Below are 17,735 nucleotides of genomic sequence, written 5' to 3' on the forward strand. Positions count from 1 at the left end.
GGCCGTGGCCGCATCTCCTGCAGCTACATCCCCAGGTATGCCCGTTTGACCTCCTCGTCGGCAAGCAATTCCGAGCCCGTGCCGGAGAGCGTGATGGTCCCGGTCTCGATGACGTAGCCGCGATCGGCGATCGCCAGCGCACCGGAGGCGTTCTGCTCGACGAGCAACACCGTGATCCCCTCCTCCTTGAGGCGCTCGACGATACGGAAGATCTCGCCCACCAGCAGCGGCGCCAGCCCCATGCTCGGCTCGTCGAGGAGCATGAGCTGGGGACGTGTCATCATCGCGCGGCCGATCGCGAGCATCTGCTGCTGGCCGCCGGAGAGCGTCCCCGCGGCCTGGTGGCGCTTCTCGTGCAGGATCGGGAAGAGCTCGTACATGTGCTCCAGATCCCGCGTCACCGCGGCGCTGCGACCCCGGGTGTAGGCCCCGAGGACCAGGTTGTCCTCAACGCTCATGGGACCGAAGACCTGACGGCCCTCGGGAACCTGGGCGATACCCTCGGCGACCCGGCGCTCACCGGTCATGCGCGTGATGTCGCGGCCGTGGAAGTGCACCGTGCCCTTGGTCACCGGCTGCAGCCCCGAGATCGTGCGCAGCAGCGTGGTCTTGCCGGCGCCGTTGGCCCCGACCAGGGCAACGATCTGCCCGCGGGGCACCTCGATGTCCACACCGCGCAGCGCCTGGATACGCCCGTAATACGTCTCCAGCCCGGAGACGCTCAGCAGCGCCTCCTCCGCCGGCGCCGCGGACGGCGCAAAGCGCTCCGCCTCCGGGCCTTGCGGGGTCTCGCGGGTGAGACCCAGACCGATGGGAGCCGGTGCGTAGTTCACGATGGTCTGGTGCAGATCGCGGAACGCGTCCTGCTGACGCTCGCCGAACAACGGGTCGTCGTTGTCGGCGAAGGCACGGTTGATCTCGCGCCAGTCCGCCTCCGTGAACACCTTCCGCGCCAGCGGGATGACCTCCTTCTCCTCCAGGCGGAGGTGGTCGCGCTGGAAGGCGAGATAGCGCTCCAGCACCTCGCGGAAGGCCTCGCCCTCGCCGGCGGGGTCCGCGGCGTAGCGCTCCAGCGCCACCCGGGCATCGGTGACCAGCCCTGGCCCGGCCTCGTGCTGGGCCTCCAGCTCGTCGAGCACGCCGGCGCTCTCCGGGGCGCGCGCACGCAGCAGCCGGAACAGGTAGTCGTCCTCCTTGGGATGGTGGACGCGGTCGGCGTAGAGCTCGATGTAGTCGAAGATCGCGGCGAACAGCGCCCGGTCCGGCCGTGTGCCGGACTCGCGGTACTCCCGGGCCAGGGCCTCGGCGGTGTCGAGCACCCGCCAGATGCCGTTGTGCTCACGCTGTATGACGGAAATCGCGTCGGTCATGTCCTCTCCCCCAGCCGGCTCACGCCGCCCCCAGATAGGCGGAGATCACCTCAGGGTTGTGGCGTATCTCCTCGGACGAGCCCTCGGCGAGCTTCTTGCCGTAGTTCAGCACGAGGATGTGGTCCGAGATGTTCATCACCAGCTTCATGTCGTGCTCGACCAGCACGACGGTCACACCGCTCTCGGCGACCCGCTGGATGAGCGCGTCGATCTCCGCGGTCTCGTTGGCGTTGAGCCCCGCCGCGGGCTCGTCGAGGAGCAGCATGCGGGGCTCAGCGGCCAGCGCCCGGGCGATCTCCAGGCGTTTGAGCGCGCCGTAGGGCATGGCATCCGCGTCGGCGTCCAGGTAGCGCTCCAGCCCCACGAAGCGCATGAGCTCGGCGGCCTTCTCGCGGCAGGCGCGGTCACCGCGGGTCACCGCGGGCAGGCGCAGGAGCGCCGGCAGGAAGCGGCGATCGAGCCGCAGGTGGCGGCCCACCATCACGTTCTCCGGCGCGGTCATGTTCATGCACACCTGCAGGTTCTGGAACGTGCGGCTCATCCCCAGCCTTGCCAGTGCGTGGGGCGGCATGCCGCGGGTATCCTCGCCGGCGAAGCTGATCCGGCCCTCCGTGGGCGTGTACACGCCGGTGACCAGGTTGAACAGCGTGGTCTTGCCCGCGCCGTTGGGCCCGATCACCGAGTGGATGTGGCCAGGCTGGATCTCGAAGGAAAGCTCCGAGATCGCGTTGACACCACCGAAGGTCTTGGTCAGTCCCTCAACGGTCATGAGTGCGCTCATCGCTCAGCTCCCCTTGCGCAGCCGCGCGGTCAGCGTGGGCACCAGCCCCCGCGGCATGAAGATCATCACGGCCATGAGAATCGCGCCGAAGATCACCATCTCCAGGTCGTCGAAGCCGGTGAGCAGCTGCGGCAGCGTGGTAAGGATCACCGCCCCGATGAGCGCGCCATAGGTGGAGGCCATGCCGCCGAGCACGACCATGGTCACGAACTCGATGGAGTGGAAGAAGCCCGCCAGGTCCGGCGTGATGAACCCCGAGTAGTGGGCGCTGGCGGTGCCCATGAGCGCCGCGAACACCGCCGAGACCACGAAGATCAGCACCTTGTAGCTGATGGTGTTCACCCCGGCGACCTGGGCGGCGACCTCGGAGCCGTGCACCGCGCGCAGCGCACGCCCCACCGGCGAGTCGATGAGGTTGAGCGCCAGCCACACCGCCACCAGCAGCAATACCGCCATCACCCAGTACCAGCGCGTCTCACCGAACAGCTCCCAGCCGAAGACGCTGATCGTCGGCACGATCATCCCGTCGGGACCGCCGGTGAGCCAGCCCTCGGTGGAGATCACGATGGAGATCAGGATGCCCAGGCCCAGCGTCGCCATCGCGAGGTAGTGGCCGGACAGCCGCAGTATCGGCCGGGCGACCGCGAACGCGAGCACGCCCACCACCACCAGCGCGGCGAGCACCGACAGCAGCGGCGGCCAGCCGTAGACGCCGCTCAGAATCCCGGTGGTATAGGCGCCCAGGCCGAAGAAGCCGGCGTGGCCGAGGCTGATCTGGCCAGCGTAGCCGATCAGCAGGTTCAGGCCCACAGCGACCACCGCATTGATGAGCACGTGGATCGCCACGTCGTAGTGATAGGGGTTGGAGAACGCCAGCGGCAGCACGGCGAGCACGATGGCCAGCACCGGCAGACCGGCGTAGGGATTCCGGAAACGATTCCACATGACTCAGACGCGCTCCGTTCCACGCTTGCCGAACAGGCCGCTGGGCAGGAAGAAAAGCACCAGCAGAATGATCACGAAGGGCACGGCATCCTTGTAGTCGGAGGAGATGTAGCCCGCGGCCATCGCCTCCATGATGCCGAGCAGCAGCCCGCCGATCACCGCCCCCACCGCGCTGCCCAGCCCGCCGAGCACTGCGGCCACGAAGCCCTTGAGCCCGAGCATGATGCCGACATCGTAGGAGGTGAGCGTGATCGGCGCGGAGACGATCCCGGCGACCGCGCCCAGCGCCGCCGACAGGGCGAACGCGAGCATCAGGATGAAGCGGGGATTGATGCCGACCATGCGCGAGGCGTCCTTGTTGTGCGAGACCGCCAGCATGGCCTTGCCCTTGAGGGTACGGTTGAAGAAGAACGCCAGCGCCACCAGCAGCACCGCCGCCACGCCGAGCACCCACAGGCTCTGCGGCAGCAGCGTCGCGCCCAGCACCTTCAGCGGCTCGTCGCCGGTGAATGCGGGCAGCGAGTGATAGGACTTGCCCCAGAAGTACTGCGCGAGACCGCGCAGGAACAGCGACGCACCGATGGTGATGATGATCAGCGGCACGATATCCGCGTCCCGCGCCCGCTCGATGGCGAGCTTGTCGAGCGCCACCCCGGCGATCACCGCCAGCGCGACGGCACCGAGCACGGCCAGCGGCATGGGTACGCCGGCGGCCATCATCATCACGGTGCCCATGCCGCCGATCATCACGAACTCGCCCTGGGCGAAGTTGATGACGTGGCTGGCGTTGTAGATGATCGCGAAGCCGAGTCCCACCAGGGCATACGTGGCCCCGGTGGTCAGCCCCGAGAACAGGTACTGCAGAAACTCCCCGAGCATGGCTCTCCCCTCGTGGCGGGCGCGGGCACGCCCTCTATACGAATCGACGCCGGCGGATTACGGTTGGCCCGGCCGGGCGCGCGGTGACGGGTAATGACAGGCAGGCTGATCTGATGGCGAATCCATGGACACTCCTCCCCGGCTGCTCGTCGGGGCCCCGGCCGCCCCGCAAATCACTTATTCTCGAACGCGCCATGGCGACTCTTGCGGCCGCTTGCGCCGGGCGAAAGGCGGAAACGCACAATATTTTTGAACGAAACCTTTTGTCAACCGCGATGCGGCGGCGTCGTTGATACGATACATTGGGCAACGACGCGGCGCCAGAAAAGTATCAGAACCACCTCCCACGGTGAAGCGGCCGCGGGCTCGATGCGATCACAGAATGATACGAAGGACACTGCATGGCACGCTCCAAGGTCATCGATGAGCTGGTCGCCGAGTTCCAGGAACGCCGCCCGATCCGCGCCGGCTCGCTGATCATCACGGTCTACGGCGACGCCATCGCGCCCCGGGGCGGCACCGTCTGGCTCGGCAGCCTGATCAAGGCGCTGGCACCGCTCGGCCTCAACCCAAGGCTAGTACGCACGTCCGTCTACCGCCTCTCCAAGGAGGGCTGGCTGACCTCCGAGCAGATCGGCCGGCGCAGCTACTACAGCCTCACTCGCACGGGCTGGCGCAGCTTCGAGCGCGCCTACCAGCGCGTCTATGCCGAGCCCCACCTCGCCTGGGACGGCAGCTGGACGCTGGTGATCACCACCCAGATCGACAACGGCCAGCGCGAGGCCCTGCGCAAGGAGCTGGTCACCCTCGGCTTCGGCACCTTCGCACCGGGGGTGCTGGCCCACCCCCTGCCGCCGACGGACGCGCTGACCGCCGTGCTCCAGGACCTGGAGGTGCACAACGACGTCATCATCATGCACGCACGCAATGAGGGGCTGCCCACCTCCCGGCCATTGAACCGCCTGGTGCGCGACTGCTGGAACCTCGAGGCGCTGGCGCGGGAATACGAGGTCTTCCTCGAGCGCTTCCGCCCGGTCTGGCGTGCCGTGCGCTCGGCCCGACACCTGGACGCGCAGCAGTGCTTCCTGGTGCGTACACTGCTCATACACGAGATCCGCCGGCTGCTGCTGCGCGACCCCCAGCTGCCGGACGACGTGCTGCCCGGGGACTGGCACGGCGCCGCCGCGCGGCTGCTGTGCCGCAACCTCTACCGGGCCACCTTCCGCCAGGCGGAGGCGTATCTCAGCGAGACACTGCAGACCGCGGAGGGCCCGCTGCCCGAGCCGGCGCCCTACTTCTACCGCCGCTTCGGCGGGCTGGAGTAAGCCGGCGCGGCGTCCCCCACGACAACGACGACGGGAGAAGGCGATGGAACTGACCGGCAAGATGATCTGGATCACCGGCGCGAGCAGCGGCATCGGCGAGGCCACGGCCCACCGGCTCAGCCGGGCGGGGGCGACGGTGTTCCTCTCGGCGCGCCGTACCGACCGCCTCAACGCCCTGGAGCGCGCGATCCGGGAGGCCGGCGGCACCGCCTACGTGCTGCCCATGGACATCACCGACCGCGAGGACACCCTGCGCGTGGGCCGCGAGATCGAGGACCTCGGCGGCGCCTCGGCGCTCATCAACAACGCCGGCGTGATGCCGCTGTCGCCGCTGATCAGCGGCCGGATCGACGAGTGGGAGCGGATGATCGACGTCAACCTCCGTGGCGCACTCTACGCCATTCACGCCGTGCTGCCCGGGATGGCGGACCGTGGCCACGGACACGTGGTCAACATCTCCTCCGTGGCCGCCCGGGTGACTTTCCCCAGCGCCGCTGTCTACTCGGCCACCAAGGCCGGGCTGAGCGCGGTCTCCGAGGGCCTGCGCCGCGAGGGCATCCGCCACAACATCCGCGTCACCGACATCCAGCCCGGCGCCGTGGACACCGACCTGCCCGAGGGCATCGCCCACGACAAGGTCCGCGAGGCGGTGCGTGACAACCTCTACGCCCCCGGCTCACCGATCCTGCGGCCGGCGGACATCGCCTCGGCGATCCACTACGCCCTGACCCAGCCGGATCACGTCGACGTCAACGAGATCCTGGTGCGCCCGACGATCCAGGACCAGTAACCCCCGCTACTGATACACCGCCACGCCGCGACGGCCCCGGCGCGTCTTGCAACGCCCGGGGCCGTCGTGCGTTGCAGCATCCCCCTTCCCGCCCATATCCCGCCAGACGCGAGGCCTCGCCCGGTTTTTGACATGCCTCATTTAAATGACACAAACAATTGACTAGGGCCGTTTGACTTGTATCATTACCAGGGTGAACCAACGGCGCACGGGGACGTCCCGCCGCGGCTTCCGTTCCGAGGAGGAGTAGCCATGTACAGTCAGTTCGTCGACACCGGCAGCGACCGGGTCCTGTCGTCCGAGGAGCTCGAGGGCCTGGAGCGGGCCTTCCAGGAGCGCATCGACGACGAGATCACCATCGAGCCCCGGGACTGGATGCCCGAGAAATACCGCGAGACCCTGGTCCGCCAGATCTCCCAGCACGCCCATTCCGAGATCGTGGGCATGCTCCCGGAGGGCAACTGGATCACCCGCGCACCCAACCTCCGGCGCAAGCTCATCCTGCTCGCCAAGGTCCAGGACGAGGCCGGCCACGGGCTGTATCTCTACAGCGCCGCCGAGACCCTGGGCGTGTCCCGCGAGGAGCTCATCGACGCCCTCCACGCGGGCAAGGCGAAGTACTCCAGCATCTTCAACTACCCCACCCCGACCTGGGCGGACATCGGCTGCATCGGCTGGCTGGTGGACGGCGCGGCGATCGTCAACCAGATCCCGCTGTGCCGCTGCTCTTACGGCCCCTACGCCCGCGCGATGGTGCGCGTGTGCAAAGAGGAGAGCTTCCACCAGCGCCAGGGCTACGAAATCATGCTCGACCTCTGCCGCGGCACCGACGAGCAGCGGCGCATGGCCCAGGACGCGTTCAACCGCTGGTGGTGGCCGTGCCTGATGATGTTCGGCCCGGCGGACGGCGCCTCCGTCCACTCCCAGCAGTCGATGGCCTGGAAGATCAAGCGCCACACCAATGACGATCTGCGTCAGCGCTTCATCGACCAGACCGTGCCGCAGGCGGAGCACCTGGGGCTGTCCATCCCCGACCCGGACCTGAAGTGGAACGAGGAGCAGGGCCACTACGACTACGGCGAGATCGACTGGAACGAGTTCTGGCAGGTCCTCAAGGGCAACGGCCCGTGTAATCGCGAGCGCCTGGAGGCCCGGCGCAACGCCTACGAGGACGGCGCCTGGGTCCGCGAGGCTGCCCGCGTCCACGCCGAGAAGCGCGCGCGCCGCGAGCGCGAGGCCGCCTGACCCCCGCACACGAGGAGGATCGAATCATGAAGGAATGGCCGCTCTGGGAAGTGTTCATCCGCAGCAAGCACGGACTCGCCCACAAGCATGTCGGCAGCATCCACGCCGCCGACGCCACCATGGCCGTGGAGAACGCCCGCGACGTCTACACCCGGCGTAACGAGGGCGCGAGCATCTGGGTCGTGCGCTCGGAGAACATCGTCTCCTCAGCCCCCGGCGACAAGGAGATACTGTTCGACCCCAGCGACGACAAGGTCTACCGGCATCCGACCTTCTACGAGGTGCCGGACGAGATCGAGAACATGTAAGGGGCCGGAGATGAGCGACGATCAGCATCTGCAGACCTACGTCCTGCGCCTGGCGGACAACGCCCTGGTCCTCGGCCAGCGGCTGTCCGAGTGGGTCGGTCACGCCCCGGCGCTGGAGGAGGAGATGGCCACAGCCAACGTCTCCCTCGACCTCATCGGCCAGGCCAAGTCCTGGCTGGAGTACGCGGCCGAGCTCCGCGGCGGGGACGACGCCGACCGCCTCGCCTTCCACCGCGACGTGCTCGACTTCCACAACACCCTGCTCGTTGAGCAGCCGAACGGCGACTACGCGATGACCATCGCGCGGCAGTTCCTCTTCGACGCCTTCCATCTGCCGCTGCTCGAGCAGCTCGCCGGCTCCGCGGACCCGCGGGTCGCCGAGATCGCCGCCAAGTCCGCCAAGGAGGTGGGCTACCACCTGCGGCGCAGCGGCGAGTGGATGATCCGCTTCGGCGACGGCACCGACGAGAGCCGCCGCCGTGTGATCGACGCCGTCGAGCGGCTGTGGCCGTTCACGGGCGAGCTGTTCACCGGCGACGCGGTGGACGAGGCCATGCTCGCCGCCGGCGTGGGCGCCGACCTCGCCGCCGTGCGCGAGCGCTGGTCGGGCCACGTCGACGAGGTCTTCGCCGAGGCGGGGCTCGAGCGGCCGGAGGATGGCTGGATGCAGTCCGGCGGCAAGCAGGGACATCACAGCGAGCACCTCGGCTACCTGCTCGCGGAGATGCAGCAGCTGCCCAGGGCCTATCCCGATGCGCGCTGGTAACGACCAGGACCGCCGTCCGCCGGCGGACACCGTCCGCGGCTGGCTGGAGTCGGTGACCGATCCCGAGATCCCGGTGCTCACGATCGCGGATCTCGGCATCCTCCAGGATATCCGCTGGGACGGCGACGAGCTGGTGGTCGTGATCACGCCGACCTACTCCGGCTGCCCGGCGATGCGGACCATCGAGCAGGGCGTGCGCGATACCGTGCGCGCCCACGGCGTCGACCGCGTACGTGTCGAGGAGCGGATCTCGCCCGCCTGGACCACCGACTGGCTCACCGAGGCCGGCCGGCAGAAGCTGCGCGCCTACGGCATCGCCCCGCCGGAGGGCCGCTCCACCAGCAAGCGCGGGCTGTTCGCGCCGCTGCCGGCGGTCGCCTGTCCACGCTGCGGCTCGACCAGCACCACGCGGGTGAGCGAGTTCGGCTCGACGGCCTGCAAGGCGCACTACCGCTGCGATGACTGCCTGGAGCCCTTCGACTACTTCAAGTGCATCTAGGCCCCGTCCCCGGGCCGTATCACGAGGAGAGAACACCGGTTATGTCCCGATTCCACGAACTCACCGTCGCCGACGTCCGCCAGGAGACCCGCGACACCGTCTCCATCGGTTTCGACGTGCCCGAGACGCTGCGCGAGACCTACCGCTACGCCCCGGGCCAGCACCTGGCGCTGCGCACCTGGATCGACGGCGAGGAGGTCATGCGGACCTACTCGATCTGCACCGGGGTGCAGGACGAGGAACTGCGCGTGGCGATCAAGACCCAGCCCCACGGGCGCTTCTCGAGCTTCGCCAACAGCGAGCTGCGCCCGGGCGACCGCCTCGAGGTCATGCCGCCGCAGGGCCACTTCAACACGGCCTTCGACCCGGCGAACCGCAAGCACTACCTCGCCATCGCCGCCGGCAGCGGCATCACGCCGATCATGTCACTGGCCCGCACCGCGCTGCACACCGAGCCGGGCAGCCGCTTCACGCTGATCTACGGCAACCGCTCGACGGCCTCCATGATCTTCCGCGAGCAGATCGAGGACCTGAAGAACGCCTACATGGGGCGCTTCAACCTCATCAACATCATGAGCCGGGAGCGCACGGACATCGACCTCTTCCACGGTCGCATCGACGGCGACAAACTCGAGGCGCTGTTCAGCCAGTGGATCGACGTCGAGGACGTGGACGAGGCCTTCATCTGCGGCCCCGAGCCCATGATCCACGCCGCCGCCGAGTCGCTGAAGGCCCATGGCATGGCCGCGGAGCGGGTGCACTTCGAGCTGTTCACCACCCCCGGCGAGGTCAGGCAGCGCCAGCAGGAGCGGGCCAACGACACCAACGCCGATCACTCCTCCAGCGAGATCGCGGTGCGGGTCGACGGCCAGGAGATCGTCTTCGACCTGGCGCGCAACACCCAGCCGATCCTGGAGGCAGGCCTGGAGGCCGGCGCCGACCTGCCCTTCTCCTGCAAGGGCGGCGTGTGCTCGACGTGCCGGGCCAAGGTCATCGAGGGCGACGTGGAGATGGACGTCAACTACGCCCTGGAGGACTACGAGATCGAGGCCGGCTACGTGCTGAGCTGCCAGAGCTACCCGGTCAGCGACCGCGTGGTGCTGGACTACGACGAGTAGTCCGCGCCTTCCCGCCGGGCCCGGCCGACGCCGGCGCCCGGCGGCGGATTAGTAATCCGCCCTCCACGTGGGCCACACTGTGGTCAGGCACGGCCCGGAGGAGACACCCATGACCCTGCCCGCCTTCTGCCACATCGGTAACGGCCCGGAGCCGGTGATCGTGCTCCACGGCTGGTTCTCCGATCACACCGCGTACGCACCGCTCTACCCCTGGCTCGATACCCGCCGGTTCAGCTTCGCCTTCGTCGACGCCCCCGGCTACGGCGGTTCGCGCCATGTGGCGCTGCCCCCGAGCATCGAGGGCATGGGACGCGCCGCGCTGACGGTGGCGGACCACCTGGGCTGGCGGGAGTTCGGCGTCGCCGGCCATTCCATGGGCGGCAAGGCCGCACAATGGCTGTGCACCTACGCGGAGGACCGCGTCACCCGCGCGGTGGGCATCACCCCGGTACCGGCGGCGCCGACGCCCTTCGACGACGAGGGCCGCGCCCTGTTCGAGTCCGCCGCCCGCGACGGCGCCGCCCGCGGGGCGATCCTGGAGCTGACCACCGGCGCCCGCCTTGGGCCACTGTGGCTGGAGCGCATGATCCGGGAGTCGTTCGAGGTCTGCGACGAGGCCACCTTCGCTGCGTACTTCGCCGACTGGGCGGACGGCGACTTCTCCCGGGCGCTCAATGGCTGCGAGACCCCCTTTCTGGGCCTCGCCGGGCTCCACGACGGCGCGATCACCCCGGAGGGCCTGTCCGCCACCCTCGGGGAATGGTTCGATCACTGCGCCATCGAGCCCATCGAGGGTGCCGGCCACTACCCCATGATCGAGACGCCGGTCTGGCTCGCCACGCGGATCCAGGCCTTCCTCGCCGGCGAGGGCTGACACCACACCGGCGGCCCCTCGCCTACCCGTCGCCCGCCATCCCGCGGTGGCCCAGGCGCCGGGAGAGATCGCCGGCGGCGGCACGCACGGCCCGGGTGGTGTCGCCGGCGGGATCCGCGTCGAAGCCGCCCGCGTAGCCGAGCACCGTCACCACGCCGGCGACGTCGTCCTGGTGGTCGAACACCGGCACGGCCACCGCCGCCACCCCGGGCAGCAGGTCCCCGGCGACCGTGGAGACGCCGTCGGCGCGGATACGCGCCGCCAGCGCGTCCATGCGCCCGCGCTCCGCCTCCGGGTCGTCCGCCGTCGCCAGCTCGGCGTCGAGCAGCGGCCGGATGACCCGCGGCTCCCCCCAGGCGAGGAACGCCCGGCCGGTGGCGGAGCGGGTCAGGGGCATCACCGAGCCCAGGCGCACGTTCACGGTCACCGTTTCGGAACTCTCCAGCCAGCGCACCACTGTCGGCCCCCGGTTGCCCCACACGGCAAACAGTACGGTCTCGTCGAGCTCGTCGCGCAGCCGGTGCAGCGTGGCGTCCGCCAGGCGGACGATATCGAGGCGCCGCAGCGCCGCCATGCCGAGCTCCAGCGCCAGCGGGCCGAGGTCGTAGTGACCGGTCTCCGGGTGCTGCTCCACCAGCCCGGCGCGCACCAGGCTCACCAGATAGCGATGGGCCTTGGCCGGCGCCATGCCTGCCTGCCGGGCGAGACTCCCCAGCCCCAGCCCGGTGTCCGCCGCGCCGAGCACGGCCACCAGCGCCAGCCCCGTCTCCACCGAGCGCACACCCTGCTGCGCACGTTCCTCACCTGCCATTGCCTGCCCCTGTTGCCGTGTTGACGATACCCACCGAGGGTATTATGTTCTTCGTAACGAATTTCATATAACAGAACGGAGGAGAGTCATGAGCACCACCAGTGCCGTCCCCCGGGCCGCCGCCCCCCAGCCCGGCCCCATGCGCTATTCCATCTTCTCGGTCCAGGACCACTACCCCGGCGACACCTACCCCGGTCACGAGCGCACCGTGCCCGGACTCTATCGCGAGGTGGTGGACCAGGCCCGTCTGGCCGACCGGCTCGGCTACGACACCTTCTTCGTCGCCGAGCACCACTTCCACGAGTATGGCGCGGTGCCGAACCCGGCGGTCATGCTAAGCCACCTCGCCGCGCACACCCAGCGCATCCGCCTGGGATCGGCGATCTCCATCCTCACCTTCCACGACCCGCGCGTGGTCGCCGAGAGCTACGCCATGGTGGACGCGCTGTCCGACGGCCGGCTGGTGCTCGGTGTGGGCTCGGGCTATCTCAGGCACGAGTTCGAGGGCTTCGGCGTCGAGGGCGCCGAGAAACGCGAGCGCTTCGACGAGAACCTGGGCCTGGTACGCCGGCTGCTCTCCGGCGAACGCGTGACCCACGAGGGAACCTACCAGCACGTCGACGGCGTGAAGCTCAACGTCCCGCCGGTGCAGGACCCGCACCCGCCGATCAAGGTCGCCGTGCTGCGCGCGGAGGCCGCCTACCACATCGGCCGCGCCGGCCACGACCTCGTGTGCGTGCCCTACGCCTCGGTGGACCGCTGGGAGGAGATCGCCCCGCTGGTACACAGCTTCCACGAGGGCCGCGCCGAGGCGGGCCTGCCCGGGGACAGCGACGACGCCATCGTCGCCCTGCACACCCACGTCGCCGAGACCGCGGAAGAGGTACGCCGTAACGCCGCGGCCCCCTTCGACCTGTACGTGGACTCCCGGCTCTACGCCAAGAAGCAGACCTACGACGACATCATGGCCAGCGGCCTGTCGCTGTTCGGCACCCCGGACGAGGTCGCCGACAAGCTCGTCGAGCTCTACGGCAACGGCGTCCAGCACGTTATGATGCTGCAGAACTTCGGCCACATGCCGCCGGAGACGGTCAAGCGCTCCATGCAGCTCGTCGCCGAGGAGGTCATGCCACGGGTCAACCGCCGGCTCGGCCAGACGGCCACCGCCTGACGGGAGGACGCCGATGGCTACGGCAACCGCATTACCCATGTACGACGACACCACCGGTATCGACCCACGCGCACTGCGCAACGCGCTGGGCTGCTTCGCCACCGGCGTGACCATCGTCACCGCCCGGGGCGAGGACGGCTCCCCGGTGGGGCTGACGGTCAACTCGTTCAGCTCCGTGTCCCTCGAACCGCCGCTGGTTCTGTGGAGCCTCGTGCAGCACTCGCCCAGCCGGCCGGTATTCGAGCGGGCCTCGCACTTTACGGTCAACGTGCTCACCACGGGGCAGCGCGAGCTCTCACAGCGCTTCGCCAGCCCCCGGCCGGACAAGTTCGAGGGCGTACGCTGGTGGGCCGGGGCCGGCGGCGCGCCGGTCATCGAGGGGTGTCTGGCGCACTTCCAGTGCCGGCATGCCCTGCGCTACGACGGCGGTGACCACGACATCTTCCTGGGCCGCGTCGAGGCCTTCGACACAAGCCCGACCGGCGAACCGCTGGTGTTCGTCGCCGGCCGTTACCACGAGGCCCGCCCCGCGGACGGCCATTCGGACGATCCGGCCTGAGCCGGAGCGTCCGCGCTACCACAAGAAGCCGGAACAACCGGCACACGACAATCTGGAGGAGGAGACCCCATGTTCAGGCGCCTTGTCACAGGACTCGCCGTGGGCCTGTTCGGCCTTGCCGTCAGTGCCCCCCTGGCCGCCGAAGAACCGCCGGTACGCATCGGCGGTTTCATGCCCGTCACCGGCCCGGCCTCGTTCCTGGGCGACCCGGAGAAGAAGACCCTGGCGCTCTACGTCGACCGGCTCAACGAGGCCGGCGGCCTGCTCGGCCGGCCCCTGGAGCTGGTGACCTACGACACCGGCGGCAGCGCCGCCAAGGCCCGTACCTTCGCCAAGCGGCTGATCAGCGCCGACGGTGTGGACGTGGTCATCGGCGGGCTCACCGGCAGCACGATGGCGGTGATGCCGCTGATGAAACGCGGGGAGATGCCCTTCATCAGCCTGTCGGGCTCCGTCGCCCCGATCGAGCCCACCCGCAGCTGGATCTTCAAGACGCCGCAGACGGACCGCATGGCCGCGGCTCGCGTGTTCGACGACATGCGCCGTCGGGGCATCGAGCGCATCGGCCTGCTCTCCGGCAGCGGCGGGTTCGGCTCTTCCGGGCGCAGGCAGTCCCTCGCCATCGCCGAGACACACGGCATCGAGGTGGTGGCCGACGAGACCTACGCGCCCAAGGACACCGACATGTCCGCGCAGCTCACCAGCATCGCCAACACCGAGGGGGTGCAGGCGATCTTCGTGTTCGGCTTCGGCCAGGGCCCGGCGATCGTGACGCGCAACTACCACCAGCTCGGCCTGGGGCTGCCACTCTACCAGTCCCACGGCGTCGCCTCCGACAAGTTCATCGAGCTCGCCGGCGAGGACGCCGCCGAAGGCGTGCGCCTGCCTGCACCGCCGCTGCTGGTCGCCGACCAGCTGCCCGCGGACGACCCGCAGAAGACGGTGCTGATGGACTACAAGTCGGCCTACGAGGGGCGCTACGGGGAGCCCGCCTCGACCTTCGGGGGCTATGCCTACGACGCCCTGCACCTGTACGCCCGGGCCGTCCGCGAGGCGGGGACGACCGAGCGCCCGGCGGTGCGCGAGGCACTGGAAACGGTATCGGACTACGTCGGGGTAACGGGGCTATTCAACCTCGGCGCCGACGACCACATGGGCCTCGACCGGAAGACGGCCTTCCGCATGGCGGAGATCCACGACGGCCACTGGCGGCTGATCGACTGACCCCGCCGGTGTCGGGCGCGGCCCCCGGGGCCGCGCCCCCCGCCACTGTCAGCCGCCGGGGATACCGGCCTCGTCCAGCGCCTCCAGCAGCTCGCGGCGCTCCCTGGCCGGTTGCTGCACCGGGTCCGCGCGCAGCCGGGCGACCTCCTCGGCCGTGTACGGCTCGAAGTCCGCGGGCAGGGTCTGCGGTGCGAACGCCTTCAGGCTCCAGTTCATCACCGCAGCGAGGTCCGCATCGTCCAGCGGCGAGAGCGCCGCGCCCGGTACACGGCCCAGGTAGGCCCGCCCTTCCGGGAGCTGCACCATCCGGCCGATGACACCGCGCATGTCCGGTACCGTCGGCGCCATGCCGGCGCCGTCCTGGAGGTGGCAGCCGGCGCATTCCAGCATGTAGTCGCCGCGCGGCCCGGCATGGCCGGCGGTGGCAGCCAGGGCCAGCACCAGCGCGGCGCCGGCGAGCGCAGAGGCCTTCATCGCTCCAGTCCCTCCTCCCCGAGCCGCCCGATGAGCTCACCGCGCCGCGCGTGCATGTCATTGGCGGTGAGGCCCTCGTCGGCGAGTGCGGCGACCCGCTCCGCGGTCAGCGTGCGATAGTCGTCGGGCAGAGTCCCGGCGTTGAAGTGGCGCAGCACGTAGTCGAGCACCACGGCGATCTCCTCGTGGGAGAGCTGGCCCGCAAACGAGGGCATGTTGCTGGCATAGGTGCCGCCGCTGACGCCGATACGGCCCACCAGGCCATTGGTGAGCACGTTCGCCAGGTAGTGTTCGCCGTCGGAGACATGGAGATAATTCCCCAGGGTATCCGCCAGCGGCGGGATGAATCCGGGGGCGCCCCGGGCATCCGCCTGGTGACAGACAGCGCAGTTGTCCTGGAATACCACCTGACCGTCCGCCGCCGGGGCGGGCGCCGATGCGCCCACCCCGATCGCCGCGACGGCCACCGCGAGCCAGCCTCTACTCATCGGCCAGCCCCACGACCACGGCGGTGGAGCAGTGATAGGACATGCTCTTCGCCGCCAGGCACCAGTTGGTGTCGTTGTCCCGACGGATATCGTAGGTCGGGGTCTCGCGCTCGTTGCGGGTGCAGGCGCAGCGGTTGCAGCTGCCCTGCCCGCAGCAGTCGTTGTAGGAGATGATGTAGCTGCGCCCGTCCGCCGGGTTGCGGCAGGTACCGACCCAGGTAATCGGCGAGGGCTCCGAGCCCGGGGGGCAGGTACTCGCCGAGCCACCGCAGCAGGCGCACAGGAAGCCGTCCACGCCGCAGTAGCGCCAGTAGTCGCAGGACGTCGGGTCCCCGGGATCACCGGTCTTGCCGTCGCCATCACCACCGCTCGCCGCGGCCACGCGGTCCACCGGCAGCAACGGCAGGGCCGAGGCACCGACGACGACCGTGCCCATGCGGCGCAGGAAGCTGCGGCGCGAGCCCCGGTTCACGGCGCTCCGGGCGTACTTCTCGATGAAACTGTCCATCCACTTCATGCCGTTTCCCCCTCCTCAGGCCTTGTGCAGACGCACGCCGCCATTGTCCTCATTGTCCGCGTCCGCCTGCTTCCGGCGCTCGAGCCACGCCTGGATCGAGGGCAGGCGCAGCTCGCTGGCGTGGAACAGGCTCTCGATGTGCTCGCGGGAGTTCACCAGGCCCTTGGCGCTGATGCGCCCCTCGCTGTCGAGGATCACCGCGTAGGGCAGCTTGCCGATCTGGTAGCTCATGCCGAGCTCGGTGGAGACCAGGTACGGAAAACCGCTCAGCCCCTGGGCCTCGGCGAATGCCCGGTGATCCGACTCGTCGCCGTCGCTGGCGAAGACCAGCCGCAGCCAGTCGGCCTCCTGCTCCGCGACGGACTTGAGCATCGGCAGCAGGCCCTTGCAGACCGGGCAGTTCGGCGCCAGGAAGAACACCAGCGTGCTGCGCTGATCCGCCTGGATGCCGCCGATCTTGACCGGCTCGCCGGCCAGGTCGCGGGACTCGTGGATCGGTGCGGCCTCGCCGACCTTCGGCCCCTTGTCGATCATCAGCGCCCCGGCCGGGCCGAGCCGCTCATGGAGCACCCCGATCTGGCGCACCAGCGCCATGAGGAGAACGCCCAGGGCCAGAACCGCCAGCCAGAGCGCCACGTTGGATACGATGAGCGCGTTAGTCATGTTTCCTCCTGAGGGCGGCCACCTGCGGGGCCAGCCCGATCACCACGTTCGAGACGATGAACACCAGCACGAAGGCGACGACGCCTGCGGCGAGGGTGAAGTAGTTGTGAAGTCTCAGGAGGTTGTCCACGGGGTCACTCCGATGGACGCTGAGTTTGCCGACCAAGCAGACCAGCGAAGGAGAGCCCGTGGACACCCATCACAATGCCGCGCTCACGCCCCGTGGTCGAGCCCGAATGGTTCGCTGTGTCACCGAACTCGGCTGGAGCTATCGGGCCGCGGCCCAGGCCTTTCACGTCGCCCCGAGGACCGTCCACCGGTGGGTGGCGCGCTACCGGCGAGAGGGTTGCGGCGGGCTGTATGAACGCTCCTCGCGTCCGCGCCGCCAGCCTCGGCGCACGCCGCGAGGGGTGAGTCGCCAAATCATTGCACGGCGCCACCAGCGCTGGACGATGGAGCGCATCGCCGCGGAGGCGGCCTGCTCGCGAGCGACCGTCTCTCGGGTGCTGCGCCAGGCCGGGCTCAATCGCCTCGCTGCCCTGCAGCCCCGCGAGCCACCGAGGCGCTACCAGCACGAGCACCCCGGCGATCTGCTCCACCTCGATATCAAGAAGCTCGGCCGCTTCCAGCGCCCCGGACACCGCGCCACCGGCAAGCGCACCCACGAGTCTCGGGGCGCAGGCTGGGAGTTCGTGCACGTCGCCGTCGATGACCGCTCGCGCATCGCGCACACCGCCATCGAGCCCGATGAAACCGCCGACTCGGCCATCCGCCACCTGCGCACGGCGCTGGCCTACTACGCGCGCCTGGGCGTCACCGTGCGCCGCGTGCTCACCGATAACGGCGCCTGCTATCGCTCACGCGCCTTCGCTCGCGCCTGCCGCGAGCTCGGTCTCCAACACCGCTTCACCCGGCCTTACCGCCCACG

At 69.4% G+C, this 17,735-nt stretch carries 22 protein-coding genes; 12 read left to right on the forward strand and 10 right to left on the reverse strand.

Annotated features, from left to right (window positions below):
• Positions 1-23: 23 nt before the first annotated feature.
• From C516_RS21690 to C516_RS0110025, 4 genes are read right to left on the reverse strand one after another with little or no spacing between them, the layout of a single operon-like run.
• Positions 24-1,370 (reverse strand): ATP-binding cassette domain-containing protein, encoded by a 1,347-nt coding sequence (locus C516_RS21690; protein WP_018718247.1) that lies wholly within the window; start codon positions 1,368-1,370, stop codon positions 24-26.
• Positions 1,371-1,389: 19 nt separating this feature from the next.
• Positions 1,390-2,151 (reverse strand): ABC transporter ATP-binding protein, encoded by a 762-nt coding sequence (locus tag C516_RS0110015; protein ID WP_018718248.1) that lies wholly within the window; start codon positions 2,149-2,151, stop codon positions 1,390-1,392.
• 3 nt (positions 2,152-2,154) lie between these two features.
• Positions 2,155-3,096 (reverse strand): branched-chain amino acid ABC transporter permease, encoded by a 942-nt coding sequence (locus C516_RS0110020; RefSeq protein WP_018718249.1) that lies wholly within the window; start codon positions 3,094-3,096, stop codon positions 2,155-2,157.
• A 3-nt stretch (positions 3,097-3,099) separates the two neighbouring features.
• Positions 3,100-3,975: a branched-chain amino acid ABC transporter permease gene (locus tag C516_RS0110025; protein WP_018718250.1), complete on the reverse strand. Its 876-nt coding sequence runs from the start codon at positions 3,973-3,975 to the stop codon at positions 3,100-3,102.
• A gap of 401 nt (positions 3,976-4,376) precedes the next feature.
• Here C516_RS0110025 and paaX point away from each other — a divergent pair, with 401 nt between their 5' ends.
• The 8 genes from paaX (at position 4,377) to C516_RS0110065 (ending at position 10,900) form a co-directional block, all read left to right on the forward strand.
• Positions 4,377-5,300 (forward strand): phenylacetic acid degradation operon negative regulatory protein PaaX, encoded by a 924-nt coding sequence (gene paaX, locus C516_RS0110030; RefSeq protein ID WP_018718251.1) that lies wholly within the window; start codon positions 4,377-4,379, stop codon positions 5,298-5,300.
• 43 nt (positions 5,301-5,343) lie between these two features.
• Entirely contained in the window at positions 5,344-6,090 is a 747-nt protein-coding gene (locus C516_RS0110035; protein ID WP_018718252.1) for an SDR family oxidoreductase, read from the forward strand.
• A 252-nt stretch (positions 6,091-6,342) separates the two neighbouring features.
• Entirely contained in the window at positions 6,343-7,335 is a 993-nt protein-coding gene (paaA, locus tag C516_RS0110040; RefSeq protein ID WP_018718253.1) for a 1,2-phenylacetyl-CoA epoxidase subunit PaaA, read from the forward strand.
• Positions 7,336-7,361: 26 nt separating this feature from the next.
• Entirely contained in the window at positions 7,362-7,643 is a 282-nt protein-coding gene (paaB, locus tag C516_RS0110045) for a 1,2-phenylacetyl-CoA epoxidase subunit PaaB (RefSeq protein ID WP_018718254.1), read from the forward strand.
• Between the two features lie 10 nt (positions 7,644-7,653).
• Positions 7,654-8,409 (forward strand): 1,2-phenylacetyl-CoA epoxidase subunit PaaC, encoded by a 756-nt coding sequence (gene paaC / locus C516_RS0110050; protein WP_018718255.1) that lies wholly within the window; start codon positions 7,654-7,656, stop codon positions 8,407-8,409.
• Positions 8,396-8,908, forward strand: coding sequence for a 1,2-phenylacetyl-CoA epoxidase subunit PaaD (gene paaD / locus C516_RS0110055; protein WP_018718256.1), 513 nt, complete (start codon positions 8,396-8,398; stop codon positions 8,906-8,908). Before paaC ends, paaD begins: the two co-directional genes overlap by 14 nt.
• Positions 8,909-8,949: 41 nt before the next feature.
• A complete protein-coding gene (gene paaE / locus C516_RS0110060; protein ID WP_018718257.1) occupies positions 8,950-10,026 on the forward strand; it encodes a 1,2-phenylacetyl-CoA epoxidase subunit PaaE in 1,077 nt (358 codons plus the stop codon).
• A 109-nt stretch (positions 10,027-10,135) separates the two neighbouring features.
• Positions 10,136-10,900: an alpha/beta fold hydrolase gene (locus tag C516_RS0110065; protein WP_018718258.1), complete on the forward strand. Its 765-nt coding sequence runs from the start codon at positions 10,136-10,138 to the stop codon at positions 10,898-10,900.
• A 22-nt stretch (positions 10,901-10,922) separates the two neighbouring features.
• On the opposite strand, the gene C516_RS0110070 is transcribed toward C516_RS0110065, so the two are convergent.
• On the reverse strand, positions 10,923-11,711 hold the full coding sequence (locus C516_RS0110070; RefSeq protein WP_018718259.1) for an IclR family transcriptional regulator: 789 nt from the start codon (positions 11,709-11,711) through the stop codon (positions 10,923-10,925).
• Between the two features lie 88 nt (positions 11,712-11,799).
• Here C516_RS0110070 and C516_RS0110075 point away from each other — a divergent pair, with 88 nt between their 5' ends.
• From C516_RS0110075 to C516_RS0110085, 3 genes are all read left to right on the forward strand, one after another.
• Positions 11,800-12,882 (forward strand): LLM class flavin-dependent oxidoreductase, encoded by a 1,083-nt coding sequence (locus C516_RS0110075; protein ID WP_018718260.1) that lies wholly within the window; start codon positions 11,800-11,802, stop codon positions 12,880-12,882.
• A gap of 13 nt (positions 12,883-12,895) precedes the next feature.
• Positions 12,896-13,441, forward strand: a complete 546-nt coding sequence (locus tag C516_RS0110080; RefSeq protein ID WP_211210605.1) for a flavin reductase family protein — start codon at positions 12,896-12,898, stop codon at positions 13,439-13,441.
• Between the two features lie 69 nt (positions 13,442-13,510).
• Positions 13,511-14,665 carry an ABC transporter substrate-binding protein gene (locus C516_RS0110085; protein ID WP_018718262.1) on the forward strand — a complete coding sequence of 385 codons (1,155 nt, stop codon included), beginning with the start codon at positions 13,511-13,513 and terminating at the stop codon, positions 14,663-14,665.
• Between the two features lie 48 nt (positions 14,666-14,713).
• Here the strand turns inward: C516_RS0110085 and C516_RS0110090 are convergent, their stop codons facing one another.
• The 5 genes from C516_RS0110090 to C516_RS21035 are packed head-to-tail and all read right to left on the reverse strand — an operon-like array spanning position 14,714 to position 16,937.
• Positions 14,714-15,139: a cytochrome c family protein gene (locus tag C516_RS0110090; protein ID WP_018718263.1), complete on the reverse strand. Its 426-nt coding sequence runs from the start codon at positions 15,137-15,139 to the stop codon at positions 14,714-14,716.
• Positions 15,136-15,627, reverse strand: coding sequence for a c-type cytochrome (locus tag C516_RS0110095; protein ID WP_084594164.1), 492 nt, complete (start codon positions 15,625-15,627; stop codon positions 15,136-15,138). Before C516_RS0110095 ends, C516_RS0110090 begins: the two co-directional genes overlap by 4 nt.
• Positions 15,620-16,144, reverse strand: coding sequence for a methylamine dehydrogenase light chain (locus tag C516_RS0110100; RefSeq protein ID WP_018718265.1), 525 nt, complete (start codon positions 16,142-16,144; stop codon positions 15,620-15,622). Before C516_RS0110100 ends, C516_RS0110095 begins: the two co-directional genes overlap by 8 nt.
• A 15-nt stretch (positions 16,145-16,159) precedes the next feature.
• Entirely contained in the window at positions 16,160-16,807 is a 648-nt protein-coding gene (gene mauD / locus C516_RS0110105) for a methylamine dehydrogenase accessory protein MauD (RefSeq protein WP_018718266.1), read from the reverse strand.
• The gene (locus tag C516_RS21035) at positions 16,800-16,937 is read right to left on the reverse strand and encodes a hypothetical protein (protein WP_018718267.1); all 138 of its coding nucleotides are present in this window, start codon (positions 16,935-16,937) and stop codon (positions 16,800-16,802) included. Before C516_RS21035 ends, mauD begins: the two co-directional genes overlap by 8 nt.
• A gap of 58 nt (positions 16,938-16,995) precedes the next feature.
• Between C516_RS21035 and C516_RS20825 the strand changes: the two genes are divergently transcribed.
• The coding region (locus tag C516_RS20825) for an IS481 family transposase (RefSeq protein ID WP_156831195.1) at positions 16,996-17,735 on the forward strand (740 nt) is incomplete at its 3' end.

Source organism: Arhodomonas aquaeolei DSM 8974, assembly GCF_000374645.1.
In the GTDB taxonomy this organism is placed as follows: Bacteria; Pseudomonadota; Gammaproteobacteria; order Nitrococcales; family Nitrococcaceae; genus Arhodomonas; species Arhodomonas aquaeolei.